Annotated in this window: 12 protein-coding genes; 2 read left to right on the top strand and 10 right to left on the bottom strand. The window is 38.1% G+C overall.

From position 1 onward, the window contains the following. Positions 1 to 63 precede the first annotated feature (63 nt). Positions 64 to 2,310, top strand: a complete 2,247-nt coding sequence (locus H6G77_RS01175; protein ID WP_190870609.1) for an O-linked N-acetylglucosamine transferase, SPINDLY family protein — start codon at positions 64 to 66, stop codon at positions 2,308 to 2,310. Between the two features lie 89 nt (positions 2,311 to 2,399). On the opposite strand, the gene H6G77_RS01170 is transcribed toward H6G77_RS01175, so the two are convergent. The 9 genes from H6G77_RS01170 to H6G77_RS01135 all read right to left on the bottom strand — a co-directional run bounded on the left by H6G77_RS01170 (position 2,400) and on the right by H6G77_RS01135 (position 9,190). Next, positions 2,400 to 3,341 carry a glycosyltransferase family 8 protein gene (locus H6G77_RS01170; protein WP_190870608.1) on the bottom strand — a complete coding sequence of 314 codons (942 nt, stop codon included), beginning with the start codon at positions 3,339 to 3,341 and terminating at the stop codon, positions 2,400 to 2,402. 259 nt (positions 3,342 to 3,600) lie between these two features. Then, on the bottom strand, positions 3,601 to 3,732 hold the full coding sequence (locus H6G77_RS36135) for a hypothetical protein (RefSeq protein WP_277877191.1): 132 nt from the start codon (positions 3,730 to 3,732) through the stop codon (positions 3,601 to 3,603). 229 nt (positions 3,733 to 3,961) lie between these two features. Further along, entirely contained in the window at positions 3,962 to 4,138 is a 177-nt protein-coding gene (locus tag H6G77_RS01165; protein ID WP_190587898.1) for a hypothetical protein, read from the bottom strand. A 112-nt stretch (positions 4,139 to 4,250) separates the two neighbouring features. Beyond that, positions 4,251 to 5,165 (bottom strand): hypothetical protein, encoded by a 915-nt coding sequence (locus tag H6G77_RS01160; RefSeq protein ID WP_190870607.1) that lies wholly within the window; start codon positions 5,163 to 5,165, stop codon positions 4,251 to 4,253. An 833-nt stretch (positions 5,166 to 5,998) separates the two neighbouring features. Then, positions 5,999 to 6,391 carry a hypothetical protein gene (locus tag H6G77_RS01155; RefSeq protein ID WP_190588303.1) on the bottom strand — a complete coding sequence of 131 codons (393 nt, stop codon included), beginning with the start codon at positions 6,389 to 6,391 and terminating at the stop codon, positions 5,999 to 6,001. 424 nt (positions 6,392 to 6,815) lie between these two features. Then, a complete protein-coding gene (locus tag H6G77_RS01150) occupies positions 6,816 to 7,337 on the bottom strand; it encodes a hypothetical protein (protein ID WP_190673802.1) in 522 nt (173 codons plus the stop codon). A gap of 101 nt (positions 7,338 to 7,438) precedes the next feature. Continuing rightward, on the bottom strand, positions 7,439 to 7,879 hold the full coding sequence (locus H6G77_RS01145) for a hypothetical protein (protein ID WP_190587896.1): 441 nt from the start codon (positions 7,877 to 7,879) through the stop codon (positions 7,439 to 7,441). A gap of 180 nt (positions 7,880 to 8,059) precedes the next feature. Further along, positions 8,060 to 8,242, bottom strand: a complete 183-nt coding sequence (locus H6G77_RS01140; RefSeq protein ID WP_190587895.1) for a CsbD family protein — start codon at positions 8,240 to 8,242, stop codon at positions 8,060 to 8,062. 486 nt (positions 8,243 to 8,728) lie between these two features. Then, positions 8,729 to 9,190, bottom strand: a complete 462-nt coding sequence (locus H6G77_RS01135; RefSeq protein WP_190587894.1) for a hypothetical protein — start codon at positions 9,188 to 9,190, stop codon at positions 8,729 to 8,731. 421 nt (positions 9,191 to 9,611) lie between these two features. On the opposite strand from H6G77_RS01135, the gene uvrB reads away from it, so the two are divergent. Then, positions 9,612 to 11,609 carry an excinuclease ABC subunit UvrB gene (gene uvrB, locus H6G77_RS01130; protein WP_190587893.1) on the top strand — a complete coding sequence of 666 codons (1,998 nt, stop codon included), beginning with the start codon at positions 9,612 to 9,614 and terminating at the stop codon, positions 11,607 to 11,609. A 112-nt stretch (positions 11,610 to 11,721) separates the two neighbouring features. Here the strand turns inward: uvrB and H6G77_RS01125 are convergent, their stop codons facing one another. After that, the gene (locus tag H6G77_RS01125; RefSeq protein WP_190587892.1) at positions 11,722 to 13,992 is read right to left on the bottom strand and encodes a transglycosylase domain-containing protein; all 2,271 of its coding nucleotides are present in this window, start codon (positions 13,990 to 13,992) and stop codon (positions 11,722 to 11,724) included. Positions 13,993 to 14,259: the final 267 nt, after the last annotated feature.

Raw genomic sequence — 14,259 nt, 5'->3', positions numbered from 1 at the left:
AGTAGTGACATTTTTAACTACTCACTTTGTTTTATTTGTTAGTAGTAAATGAGGAGTATTTAAATGTCTGCACTCTTAGCAACACAAGATTTAGTAGAACTTAATAAAAAAGCCTATAAATACCTAGTTCAAGGAAATTATTATCAAGCAACTCAAATTTATGAACAGCTAATTGATGCTGAACCTAATAACAAATCTTACTATTGGTATTTGGGTCTGATGCTTTTGCTACAAGGGCAAGAAGCTGAAGCCCAAACTACTTGGTTTATGGCAATAATGGAGAATGAAGAAAATAACATTAGTCAATGGACAGAGGAGTTGGGGGTAGTTTTAAATCAAGAAGCAACTAGAATAGAAAGTATCGAAGATAATACTAATGCTATCATTATTCGCCAGCAAATTAGGGAAATTTGTCCAACAGATATTTTTAATTTATTACATTTAATTAAGCTAGAGATTAAACAAGAAAACTATACAGGTGATGAATTAGACGAGTTAGGCATAATTGAAATATTACAGTCTGAGCCACCAATAGCAGTAGATTGGGAATTACTAGCATCAGTTTTAGAGGCTATTTTAAATTATGCTCCTTTACATCCATCATCAATAGTATTTACTAAGGCTTGTCTTCCCTATATTCATGAACAGTCTCAAGCCAATACTTTCGTAAATATTGTAGTTCCAGTAGCAGTTAATATTGGTTATGCACAAAAACAAGTAGTACTAGCTGCTGCTTTTTTAGAAATTAGTTTAACTTTAGATCCTAAGAATAGAGAAATTCTATTCTATCTTACAGGTATGTATATTAACTTTGGTCAATATACTAAGGGCATAGAAACTGCCAAGCTATCATATTCTTTATCTACAGAATTAACTGATAAAATATTTGCCAACAATTTAATTCTTAAAAGTTTAATCAGTTCTGGTGGTACTAATTGGCAAGCAGCTTGTGAAACCTGGGAAAAACATGAACTACTTTTGAAAGAGTTAAAGGAGTTAAATCCTAATGAATTAACTCCTTTACAAATATCGAGATTATTTAATACTAACTATTTCACTCCCTATTTTTACGACAAACCAGAAGCATTTAGAAATCTACGTAATAGCTTATCACGAATCTGCCAAAACAATATTGAAAGTTATATTCCAGAAGCAGTAGAAAAGCATAAAAAAAGACGCTCTACAAAAATATTATCAACTACAGAAAATCTGAAAATAGGTTACTTATCTCACTGTTTTAAAAGCCATTCTGTTGGTTGGTTGGCGAGATGGTTAATTAAACACCATGACCGCGATCGCTTTCAAATTAATGGTTATTATCTGATTTGCAATCCTGTATTTGATCCTTTACATGAATGGTATTTAAATCAATTTTATTACTCTCATAAATCATCTAATCTTGAAGCGTTAACAGAGCAAATTGCTCAAGATGAAATTGATATTTTGGTTGATTTAGATAGTATTACCTTAGACTTAACTTGTGGAATTATGGCTCTCAAACCTGCACCAATTCAAGTAACTTGGTTAGGGTGGGATGCTTCAGGAATTCCTGCAATTGATTACTTTATTGCTGATCCTTATGTTTTACCAGAATCAGCAGATGAATATTACAGCGAAAAAATCTGGCGTTTACCACAAACATACATAGCCGTTGATGGTTTTGAAGTAGGCATACCTACAATTCGCCGGGATGATTTAAAGATTCCTGCTGATGCAGTAGTTTATTTTAGCGGACAACGGGGTTTTAAACGTCATCCTGATACTGCACGCTTGCAAATGAAAATTATTAAGGAAGTACCTAAGAGCTACTTTTTAATTAAAGGTGATGCTGAAGAAGAATCAATTAAAAGCTTCTTTTATCAATTAGCTGAAGAAGAAGGTGTTGAGCTTGAAAGGTTGCGGTTTTTACCGGACGCACCATCAGAAGCATCTCATCGGGCTAATTTAGGCATTGCAGATGTAGTTTTAGATACGTATCCTTACAATGGTGCGACAACAACTTTAGAAACTTTGTGGATGGGTATTCCTTTAGTGACAAGAGTTGGCGAGCAATTTGCCGCACGTAACAGTTACACTATGTTGGTTAATGCTGGCATCACTGAAGGTATCGCCTGGACAGATACCGAATATGTCGAGTGGGGTGTGCGCTTGGGTAAAGATGACAATTTACGCCAGCAAGTAGCCAGAAAGTTGAAAGCATCTCGCCAGACTGCACCTTTGTGGAATGGTAAACAATTTGCCCGTGAAATGGAAGCAGCTTACGAGCAAATGTGGCAGAAGTATATAATCTCTGGTGTTACTTCTAAATAAGCGTGAATCATACAGCAGTTTGCATATTCGTGGAATGCTTTAGAGACGTTACATATAACGTCTCTAAATGATTTGGGATTTTACGCTGACTACAATTTAGAAGTATTGAGTAAGGTGAGTTTACCAACTTTTCGACCTAACCTTCTCCAATAAGTATCTCGCCATCCTTTCCAAGATGTCATATCAAGATATTCAAAAAACAAATGTTTTTTTGGATGTTGGCATTCTGTACGTAATCCCGCATACCAGGGTTTAGGCGCATTAGTAAAATGAATAATGCCAGGATGATTCAATATTTCCTGAAGTACATTTTCTGGATATGGACTATCTTCTGATGATAGATCATTATACACTTTTGGCATTTGGTTCCATTTGGGATGAAGTTCTCCCCACTTACCAGCTATAACCGCGTTTAAACCATCTTGATCATCTGGTGAATATTCTATATTCTCTCTGAGATAATTAATAACTTTTAATCCCAGATTTTCCGTGCGCCATTTATCTAGATTAATTACTAACAGCCCAGAGTTGAAATATTTAGTGTCTGGTGATAAGCCTTGATCTTGATAGTTTCTCAATCCTTGAGACATTGATATATATAGTTGTACGTCATCTTGTACTGCTAATACATAGTTATCGGCAATATCAATATTCCATAGTTCTTCTAAATCTCCTGTGACGACCATATCACTATCTAAATAAATTGCCTTATTAACTTCTTTGGGTAAAAATTCAGTAATTAGCAAGCGATAATAGCAGCTAATTGTGAGATGCCTAGATAAAACTAGATTCTCAAATATTTTGTTGTCTGGTTGTACCCAAGAAATATTTATTTGTTCGGGACTGAATGATTGAATTATTTTACGTTTGTTAGATTGACTAATGCCACCATCGATAATTAATAGTGAGATTTTTTGATTATTTTTCAGATTGGCTAAAGCTGAACGAACTGTGACAGCTAAAGGCATTGCATAGTTATTATCAGCAGCACAAACGAGAAAAATTGGTTGATGATTTAAATTAACCAGCATAAATTTGACTACCCATTGTTGTAGCGTAAGAGTTTGATGATTAGATAAGTAATTGCTGTACCAAAAAATATGAAAGTCTAATGGTACATGAAAAACTATTGACGAGGCATGACTTAGTGAGTTGCATTGTTACTGATGCAACTTACTCACACAAAATTATCAGCCATTCATGATGGCAAAGGTGAGTTTTTCTATTTATATGCCGTTGATGCTATTCCTCAATAGGAATAGGATTTTTGGCAAGTAATTTGATAATAAATCAGGGTGGAGTGTCTCCAACTTCAGCCATCACATTAAAATTCACCATTGGAGCGAATAAATAAACACTACCGCGATTAATGTAACGGCTTAGTTGCAGCCAGTTTTGAACTTCTGCTGCGATACTAATCATGAATTAGAATTATATTTTCAGTGTGTGGCTTGATAGTTACACGTTTGTGTACCCTTACCATCCTAGAAGATAATTACAAAATTTTTCTCAAGAATCAGTCAAGTTTTCAAAAAATCTATAAAGCATCAAATCAATATTTTATGATGATTTATATCGAATTAATTGATGTTTTTTAGATCACAGATTATTGATATTGATTGCGGATATCAAACCGAAGTTATTATATTAACTAATTATCACTGATAAGTTTACTGGTGTGATGATGTTTTGGCAAAAATGCGATCGCCAGCACGCACCTACAATAAAAAAGGCGGAAATCCCGCCGCGTCACACTTACACCTTGTTTTATCTGAATAAACTCAGTTTGACTGATGGAAATGACATTTTGATGACAAACTTGTGTCATTTCATAAACAGTTATATTGCTTCCACTTCAATCAAAGGTTAATAATTTTTTAGTATTTGTTACATCTGTATAGAAAAAATGAGATTTATGGTTATTCACAAAGAGTGGTAGCTTAGGAAGGGCTTTTCTGAGCTTCTTTTTGAGCAGCTTCACTATACTTCCTATATAGTTCAGTACGAATCTGCGCTTCTCGATAGCGAGTGTGATTTGGTGGTACTGCTGCCATTAAATCAGATGCACGTTGCCATTTAGCGGCTAAATCTAACCACTGAATTGAAGTTGTAGCTGTTTTGCCATTAATGGTAGCTTGGTTGGCAATCCGCACTGCTGAACCAAAAGGATCATTTACTTCTTCAGGATCGCCAAGATTATTTTGAGCGTTATTAACTGGTGCTACTGGTTTGTTTTCTTTAGGTTTGGTGGTAGTAACAGGCTTGGGGGTTTCTAATTGAACTAGGATTTTTAGCCTATCACCTAACTGAGCGTATACAAGCCAACCCAATAACAACAGAAAGCCCAAACTTACAACTGTTGGGATTCTGGTTTTGGGTAAATATCGATATTTGTTTCTGTTAATGAGTACAGAATTACGTGCAGATTGAGTTTTGAGCAGATTTGACTGTGTTAGGTGAGTTGTAGCGTGGGTGAAGTCTTGAATTAGCTGCTTAACTATGTGTGGTTGCGCTAAAGTAATTTCCTGTGACCACAGTAATTGATTTTGGGGGTCGAGAGAAATTTCTTTGAGCCACAGTAGCTGTTCTTCCCTAACAATACGGCTATTAATATTGATTCGGTGAATATTACGTGGTGCGATCGATTCCAGAATTTTCTGGATTTGTTCTACTAGTGTTGATTGTTCCAGTTGCTCTATTTTAGATGCCTCACACAGAAGTTGTAAGACTCCATCAGCGAAGATAGCCCTAGTTCTGACACCAGAGTCGGCTAACTTTTCGTTTAACAATTGAATGATTGCAGCAACGCTACCTTGGTGAGCTTGCCAAGCAATATCATTGATCCGATCTACCATTTCTAGCATTTGAGTTTTCGTGATAGCTTTTTAACCCTGATTTGTTACCAGACGGGGATACTAAGGCTACTGTTCTAGGGAACTTGAGCTTGTCTTTAGATTTTATGAGTAAAAAGACGAGTTGCCAAATAAAATCTTTAAACTTGGCTTCCTTCTGCTTTTGGCAAGAAGAATCTAATAATATCAGTCAGTGTACCCCTGTTATGAGTAAGTGATTAATTATGAAGTTATAAACATCACTTCTGTAGTATAAAGTTCTGTCCGTCTAAATAGTATCAGGATCAATACTTAGCCATCTCTACTTTTCTAGTAATTTTTCTACCTAAATCTCCGGTACTGGTTTGATTATTATTGAGTTTCGGTACTATGGCTGCTATTTTTTCAGTAATTCAGCAGTGTTTTTTCTGTACCTGCTCAATCAATCCTAATTGATTATTCCTTTACTTACCAAAATAAATGCAAGGGTTCATACTGAAAGGAAATAATTATCTTATACACTTAGTCCCCATTCACCATTTCCAGACTGCACAGGGAATTTCAAAAACTACACCGGATAAGCTGTTAAACACCAAGGTTTAAATAGAGCAACCATTCTAAAATTATGTGAAAAGCCTATTTGATCAGCTTTTTGACTTCACGCTGCTACTATTACAAGAAGTGTAAATAAACATACCACACTTCGGCTACTTCTGCTCCTTTCGACTTCTCCTGACGGAGACGCTGCGCGAACGCTCAAGGCAAGTCGCTCAGTACAAGTACGCTCAGTGACCATAAGAAATTGCTCAAAGATTTGTGGTATCGTTATTATTTCTTTTTACTTTTGCCTTGTTCTACTAGTCTATTCTCGGAAAGAATGGTTTTTCTGGTGATTTATCTTTTTTATCAGAAAACTCTGTACAATTTTTAGCTTCATCAGTTAGCACAATAGAAGGTTGTACTGCACATTTAAGATAATGATTGTTAGCATAAAATCGACAATTCTTGCAAGGGACTTGATGCAAGGTATTGACGCTGAATACCATTTTATTATCTAGAAATCTCTTGATTTTTCTTAATATCAAGAAAAAAATTACCCAACTAAACAGTAGACCTACAGGACTTAAATATAATGCTGCATCTGGAATATTAAAGCCTTGAGGTTGGTTTTTTTCTGCTTGATGGTCACTGCGGCTTAAATAAGAATTGTTGATTTCTATTGTTTTTCTTACTTCTGGTTTGGTAAGCATCATCTGACTATATATATTGGTAGTATTTTGAGATTTTTGAACTTTCAATTCTCAGGCTTCTGAATTTATTGCCTAGATGCACCATAATTACCCATATAACTCAAGATGAATTATACATATATCAATATTTTATGGGACAACTTATGATGCTAGGTATATTTTTTAAGACTCTAATTATATATTTAGCGAAAGAAAAATCATCATGTCTCTGCCGAGAGTTTTGATTATGGTTAATAGAGATATATCAAAAGAAATAAGCTAATTGCTTAGTTTGCCATAAACAAATTTATGTAAAAAATGTGAAATATTTTATGGTTTAGATTGAGATTTTAAATGTTTTATTAATTTATTTAAACTGAATAGCTGAAAAGCCATAAAAAAAGGTGGTTTTACCCACCTCACTGTCTTACTCTCCAGAAAAAACTTATTTATGGCTACCTAACCATTTAGCGGCTGCAATACCTATAATTGCGGCAACCACAGGGTTACTGAGGAATTTAAGAATACCTGGTTGTTCGGCTAGAACTTCGCGGAAAATATCTGGATGGTTATGATAAGCAAAAGAAGCTAGTTTGCTAACATCATCAGCACTCATCCGGTTGGGGTTGTGAGTAGAAAGACTTAGTTGTTGTTCTAAGTGGCGGTCATCCAAACCTCTACCTTTCAAATGTTTGAAAAAGGCGCGAGCAACATCATCTCGTTCATTTGGTTTAATTTGAGCGATCGCCTTTTGTAATTCTGGCTCCATTTGGCTGCTAGGAATGCTCTCTGGATGAAGAGAACGACCAAATAATTGACGACGTTGATCTGTAGTTGTACGTTGAGCGAAATCATCAAAATTATCGTATTGAGTAGCTGCATTAGTTGATGGATCATCTAATGATTCCACATCACCTTGAGCTAAATCTTGCATGATTTGTTTTCTGTATTCTTCGCTAGTTGACACTTTTTTATCTCCTGATTCAAAATAAAATTCCGAATTTTCTCTGCAAAATTCTGAATTTTTTAAGTTTAAATTCAATCAAATGGGTATAGTTACAACTCTAATTAGCTATACTTGACTTGATTAGTCTGGACATCGTATTGAGTCGTCAAAATTAACTTTTTGTCAGGGTCGTAAACCAAAACAGTTAAATCTTGATTGGGGAAATTTTTCCGAAAGCCTTGAACTAAAGATTTAGCTAACGGTCTCACTTCATTAGGACGAACGTCACGAGAAATCACAACGCCTAATTTGTTGTTATCTCTGACATAAGCATCTTTGATTAAGCCTCTAGAGGTTTGTACTACCCAGTTACCAAAAGTTTGACCACCAGGGGTATTACCTCTTTCTAGTTCGCTGTAAGTGACATCTCGTCCAATTACAGGTGGATTGGTTGTGCGGTCAGCTTGGCTGACTGTAGTGCCACCACAGGCGGTAGTTATAGTTAAAATTACAATTAAAATACCTGCGATCGCAGTTTTGCGAATCTGCTCCAGCGATATCATTATTTCACTCCCAAAATAAACCTTTTAAATAAGTCAAATTACTTGTATAGGACTTACGCACAAAATTGTGTATGGAGATGAGATGGAGGGATAAAAGGTTATAGATGTCAGGATTTTGGATACACATATATACCCTTTCACCCTCCCCATCTTTTGATTAATTGCTAACTAGAATTAGTTCTAGTCAAGCTTTTTTTTAACAGAATCTTTGATATCTTCCATACCTTGACGTACTTCACCTTCGGCTTGTTTTGTTTTGCCTTCCGCTTTATCTTTAGGGTCGCCAGTTACGTTACCTAGTGCTTCTTGAGCTTTACCTTCAATATTTTTGGCAGTAGCTTTGGCGCGTTCTTCTAAACTCATTTTACTCTCCTAATATTATGTAAACTTAGATTCAAAGTTGTGAATTGACTTTGATTTTCTAGGTGATTACTCTTACAAAATAACTTGATATTTTAGCTCCAGCCTTCTGCCACAAGATATATTATTCGTCTATATAAAAAGAGAGAGAATCAAAATAAGCTAGATATAATGAGGAATAGTAAATAAATCTCCAAACTCATATCTTGCACTATTTTCAATAACCGTAGGGTAGGCAATGCTTACAACGTAAAAATCAAGGTTTGAGCTAATTTTTAGCATTGCCCACCCTAACTGAATTGCAATAAACCAACTCCTCTAAGATGTGAACAACTTCTTTAAGAAGTCGGTGATCTGAAACCAATAAACATCATAATTACGTTATCTAGATAATTAGATGAATCGATATTTTTATCTGATTAAATAATTAAAAAGCCCGCTCTCGTGAAGAGTTCGGGCTGTTGAAATAATTAAAGATGTTTTTGTATTCTAGTCGATAAAACCCATAAGAATTTCAGAATCGTCAATAGTGTTAGAAGCCACTGGACGGTTCCCCATAACAGAATAGCTGCTAGAAATTACCAAGGCGCTAGAAGCAATAGGACGCAAACCAGAGAGGTTGATACTATCAACAATTTTGATAGTATTAGCCGCAATGGGGCGAATACCCATCACGTTGATAGTCTCTACTACTTCTAAATTACTAGCAGAAATGGGACGTATACCTGCGATTGAGACTGTTTCTGCCACTTGTAAATCGCTACCAGCAATTGGGCGAACTCCAGCAATGGCTAGGGTTCCGGGCTTGTCGGATTTTTCTGTATCTTGAGTGGTTTTATCGTTATTCACAGTTTGGCCTTGATTGTTTTCAACTTCCACCGTTGTTTCCCCCTTGAGCTTGGCACGTCTTTGGCGAGGACTAGCTGCTTTGCCCGTGCTGCTGATGCTCATAAACTCTACCTCTGGTTTCTTAAATGAACTTTACAATATTTGAGGAAAAATTAGACTTTTTCCCATATATCAAAGTTTACCCTTAAAAAACCTTGCATATATATAATTATCTTCAAAACTTACACATAAGTAAATTTAAAGTATCAATTTTTGTAAAAAAATATTGCTATTAATTCATTTAGGTTCTGTGGGGCAACAGGTACAGAGTGGTATCGTTACCATGAGATAGGGTATTTCCAATCATAAGTGCTGAGTTGAAAGTGCTGAGTGCTGAGTTGAAAACACATTCACTCACAGGTGGGTTATCTATTTGAGATAAAAAAATTTCGCTCTAACATAGTGAAGCATTTAGAACCATACAATAGTACTTAGCACTTTTTACTCAGCACTCAGCACTCAGCACTGAGAAAGGTAAAACTGTATGACAGAATTTTGTCTTCAAGCTCCCTTTGCACCTACAGGTGATCAACCACAAGCGATCGCACAACTTGTTTCCAGTATCGAATCGGGTAATCGTTACCAAACCTTACTGGGAGCTACAGGCACCGGCAAAACCTTTACAGTAGCAGCAGTAATTGAAAAAATCGGTAAACCAACCTTAGTTTTGGCACATAACAAGACTTTAGCTGCACAACTGTGTAATGAGTTACGTGAGTTCTTTCCCAAAAATGCAGTTGAGTATTTTGTCAGCTACTACGATTACTATCAACCAGAAGCTTATATCCCAGTCACAGACACTTACATTGAAAAAACAGCTGCGATTAATGATGAAATTGATATGTTGCGTCACTCAGCGACGCGATCGCTGTTTGAACGTCGAGATGTGATCGTCGTTGCATCTATTAGCTGTATCTACGGTTTAGGAATTCCCGCCGAATACTTAAAAGCAGCCATACCTTTAAAAATTGGGATGGAAGTCAATCAACGGGAAGTTTTGCGCGATTTAGCCTCAGTACAATATAGCCGTAACGATTTAGAAATGGGTCGGGGACGTTTCCGCGTCCGGGGTGATGTGTTAGAAATCGGCCCAGCCTACGAAGATAGAATTATTCGGGTGGAATTTTTTGGTGATGAAATTGATGCAATTCGCTATATTGACCCGGTAACAGGCGAAATTATTTCGAGTTTAGAAGCTGTCAATATCTACCCAGCGCGACACTTTGTCACCCCAGAAGAACGCTTAGAAGTTGCTTGCGAAGATATTGCCTTTGAATTAAAACAGCAAAAACTAGAATTAGAAACAACCGGCAAATTATTAGAAGCCCAACGGATAGATCAGCGCACTCGTTACGACTTAGAAATGTTGCGCGAAGTTGGTTATTGCAACGGCGTAGAAAACTATTCCCGTCACCTTGCAGGCCGACAAGCAGGCGAACCACCAGAATGTTTAATTGATTATTTTCCGAAAGATTGGCTGTTAGTTATTGATGAATCTCATGTGAGTGTGCCGCAAATTCGGGGAATGTATAACGGCGACCAAGCCAGGAAAAAAGTGTTAATTGAACATGGATTTCGTCTGCCTAGTGCCGCCGATAATCGTCCTTTAAAAGCAGATGAATTTTGGCAAAAAGTTAACCAATGTATTTTTGTTTCGGCAACACCTGGAGACTGGGAATTAGAAATTTCGGAAAATCACATTGTTGAGCAAGTAATTCGTCCCACAGGTGTGATTGACCCAGAAATTTCTGTGCGTCCCACCGAAGGGCAAATTGATGATTTACTAGGAGAAATTAAAGACAGAGTTGACCGTCAAGAGAGAACGTTAATTACAACATTAACTAAGCGGATGGCGGAAGATTTAACAGAATATTTGCAAGACCATAGTATTAAAGTGCGGTATTTGCATTCTGAAATTAATTCCATTGAACGGATTGAAATTATTCAAGATTTACGCGAAGGAAATTTTGATGTACTGGTTGGAGTAAACTTACTGCGGGAAGGTTTAGACTTACCAGAAGTTTCCTTAGTGGCAATTTTAGATGCTGATAAAGAAGGTTTTTTACGTGCTGAACGTTCTTTAATTCAAACCATTGGGAGGGCGGCGCGGCACATTCGTGGACAAGCGATTTTATATGCTGATAATTTAACCAACAGCATGATTAGAGCCATTGAAGAAACAGAAAGACGGCGTAACATTCAAACGGCATATAACCGGATACATGGCATTACACCACAACCAATTGTCAAAAAATCCAGTAACGCTATTTTGTCGTTTTTAGATGTATCTAGGAGGTTGAATAGTGCCGACTTAAAAGTTGTTGATGAACATATTGATGAATTACCTTTAGAAGAGATTCCCGGATTGATTGGCAAGCTAGAAGCCCAGATGAAAGATGCCGCCAAAAAATTAGAATTTGAAGAAGCGGCAAAATTGCGCGATCGCATCAAACATCTGCGAGATAAACTATTAGGTCACTAGGTGACAAAGTGCTGAGTTAAAGACGAGGTAAATCAAGAACAATAGGTCATGGATCATTTAAAATTCTTACAAATGATCTATGACCAATGACAAATAACAAATGACCACCTAACTACCTAGCAATTCTCCCCATATACCTCCCCCACAGTTGAGCAGCTTGGGCGCTGCTACCATAAGTGGGGGAATTATTATCATTTCCTAGCCAGATACCTGTGACTAATCGGCGGTTAGGAATAAACCCAATAAACCAAAGGTCAACGTTTTTATCAGTTGTCCCTGTTTTACCAGCTTCTCCCAAACCAATGGACGCACCTCGTCCTGTACCTCTTGTAACTACCCCTCGCATTAAAGTAGTCATTTCATCTGCTACTTCTGTAGACAAAACTCGCTTGTTAGCCTCTCGGTCTTGGTCAAAAGAATAAATCACACGACAAGTTTTTAAATCTTTACTATCCTTGCAATCACCACTGTCGAGAATGCGACTAATGGCGTGGGGAGGATTCCACACACCTTGATTTCCAATTGCACCAAAAGCCCCGGTCATTTCTAAAACATTCACCACACTTTGACCCAGTACCAAACCAGGAACCGGATCAAGTTGTGACTTTACTCCCAATTTTTGCGCCATAGCCACAACTTTATTTAAACCAACTTCCTTGGCGACCCGCAAAGCAACAGGGTTTTCTGACAGTGCCAAACCTGTGACAATATCCATATTCACATCAGCACCAGAACGACAAGGTTTATATGTAAAACCCTGCCAAGGAAAAGGGGCGCAAGAATAAGTTTTATAGGGAGAAATGCCTTGTTGTAGGGCTGCGGCGTAGGCAAAAATTTTAAAGGTAGAACCTGGTTGTCTTTTGGCTTGGACAGCACGATTAAATTGACTTTTGCGGTAATCAGTACCACCCACCATTGCCAAAATACTACCTGTTTTGGAATCTAAAGTAACGATCGCCCCTTGGGAAAAACGAAAGCTGGAACCATCATTATTCACAGAATTTCGCAGTGATGCTTCGGCTTGGGCTTGAATTGCCGGGTCAAGTTGGGTTTCAATGATGTAGTTTCCTTCCCTCGCCGCACCTTCCCCTAAGATTGAGTCGAGTTCTTGAAAAACATAATTATAAAAATAAGGTGCAATGGTTTTAGCTTGCTGTTCGCACACTTTCGGGCTGACTTGCACTGTAGAACGTCTCGCCCGATTTGCTTCTTCTTGGGAGATTTTGCCCATTTCCAGCATCCGCTTAATTACACGGTTGCGGTAATCAGCCGCTTCTAGTTTATTCGGGCCATCACCACAAAAATCAAACGCATTGGGCGCAGGCAAAATACCCACTAATGTTGCGGCTTCGGCTAAGGTGAGTTCTTTGGCTGACTTCTCAAAGTAATACTTAGCTGCATCTTCAAAACCGGAAGTATCTGCCCCCAAAAACACGCGATTTAAGTAAGTCAGCAAAATGTAATCTTTGCTATAAAAAGTCTCTAACTTCAGTGCCACAATGGCTTCGCGCAATTTTCGTCCTAGGGAGTCTTGGGAACCAACGTAATCACGGAATAAACTACGCGCCACCTGTTGAGTAACTGTACTCGCCCCTTGTTGTAAATCGCCACTGCGGCTATTAATTAATACTGCCCGTAAAATCCCCAAGGGATCTACACCAACATGCCAGTAGTAACGGCTATCTTCTGAGGCGACGACTGCATTAGCTAAGTAAGGGCCAAAGTCTGGCAATTGCTTCATATCTACGTGAGAAGTTGTTCTTGGTTCACGTAGAGGAGTTGAGCCATCACGGGCATAAACTATGACTGGGGCGCGAGTGGCTGTTGGTAAAGGACTCACGGAAAACTTCAGCCATTCCACACCAATGACCAAGGCGAACAAAGCACTAGCACCAGCAACCCCATAACCTGCCCAGGTTCCAGCTTTGACATACCATGCTGGTGGATCGACATATTGCAGTCTGACTGATGCTGCTAGTTCTGGTGGCCCTAGAGTGATGATATCGCCATGCCGCATTTCTAAAGAAGTCAGCCGCCGTTTCCCCAGATAAATACCATTGGTTGAGTTTTCATCTCGAATCACAAACACAGGTTTGCGTTGGGTAGAGTCCCGCGACAAAGACAGATGAATTTGGCTGACAACCGGGTTACGAACAACGATATCGCAAGATTTAGAACTGCGTCCTAGAATATAGCGATCGCCCAACAATGGGTAGACCTCCGCCTTATCCGCCCCCGCATCCTGTACCCAAAGTTCCGGGACTCTAGCATTTGGCTTCAGTGCCAGCTTGGAAAAATCAACCCTAGCTTGAATTGTATGTACGGCTTGAGTCAGTTGACCAAGTATGGTTTGTGGCTTTTGGGGAGGTTGGGGAGAATTCATCGGCTATTAGATCACGATTATTTAAGAGTGAAGAATCAGCGAATGGCGATTTCCTGGCAGGTCTTTCACCATTTTACTCATAAGCCACAGCAGAAGTTGGGACAATTCCGCATCATTGCGCCTTGAGCCACATTTGTCAATCAGCTTGAAGTTACACTACACGTAGCGATCGCATCAAAATTCTAGTTGGCTGAGTCCCATAAATCCCTATCTACACAAGTAATACCATTTGGGATTTTAGATTTTGCGAAAAGTTGCGTGGGCGGG

It is taken from the genome of Aulosira sp. FACHB-615 (assembly GCF_014698045.1).
Classification (GTDB): Bacteria; Cyanobacteriota; Cyanobacteriia; order Cyanobacteriales; family Nostocaceae; genus Nostoc_B.
This window is presented reverse-complemented; position numbering and strand designations above follow the sequence as displayed.

Excerpts from the sequence above, each read along its gene's own strand:
- H6G77_RS01175 (WP_190870609.1), top strand. The coding sequence starts at position 64 with ATGTCTGCACTCTTAGCAACACAAGATTTAGTAGAACTTAATAAAAAA.
- H6G77_RS01170 (WP_190870608.1), bottom strand. The coding sequence starts at position 3,341 with ATGCTGGTTAATTTAAATCATCAACCAATTTTTCTCGTTTGTGCTGCT.
- H6G77_RS36135 (WP_277877191.1), bottom strand. The coding sequence starts at position 3,732 with ATGATTAGTATCGCAGCAGAAGTTCAAAACTGGCTGCAACTAAGCCGT.
- H6G77_RS01165 (WP_190587898.1), bottom strand. The coding sequence starts at position 4,138 with ATGACACAAGTTTGTCATCAAAATGTCATTTCCATCAGTCAAACTGAG.
- H6G77_RS01160 (WP_190870607.1), bottom strand. The coding sequence starts at position 5,165 with ATGGTAGATCGGATCAATGATATTGCTTGGCAAGCTCACCAAGGTAGC.
- H6G77_RS01155 (WP_190588303.1), bottom strand. The coding sequence starts at position 6,391 with ATGCTTACCAAACCAGAAGTAAGAAAAACAATAGAAATCAACAATTCT.
- H6G77_RS01145 (WP_190587896.1), bottom strand. The coding sequence starts at position 7,879 with ATGATATCGCTGGAGCAGATTCGCAAAACTGCGATCGCAGGTATTTTA.
- H6G77_RS01140 (WP_190587895.1), bottom strand. The coding sequence starts at position 8,242 with ATGAGTTTAGAAGAACGCGCCAAAGCTACTGCCAAAAATATTGAAGGT.
- H6G77_RS01135 (WP_190587894.1), bottom strand. The coding sequence starts at position 9,190 with ATGAGCATCAGCAGCACGGGCAAAGCAGCTAGTCCTCGCCAAAGACGT.
- uvrB (WP_190587893.1), top strand. The coding sequence starts at position 9,612 with ATGACAGAATTTTGTCTTCAAGCTCCCTTTGCACCTACAGGTGATCAA.
- H6G77_RS01125 (WP_190587892.1), bottom strand. The coding sequence starts at position 13,992 with ATGAATTCTCCCCAACCTCCCCAAAAGCCACAAACCATACTTGGTCAA.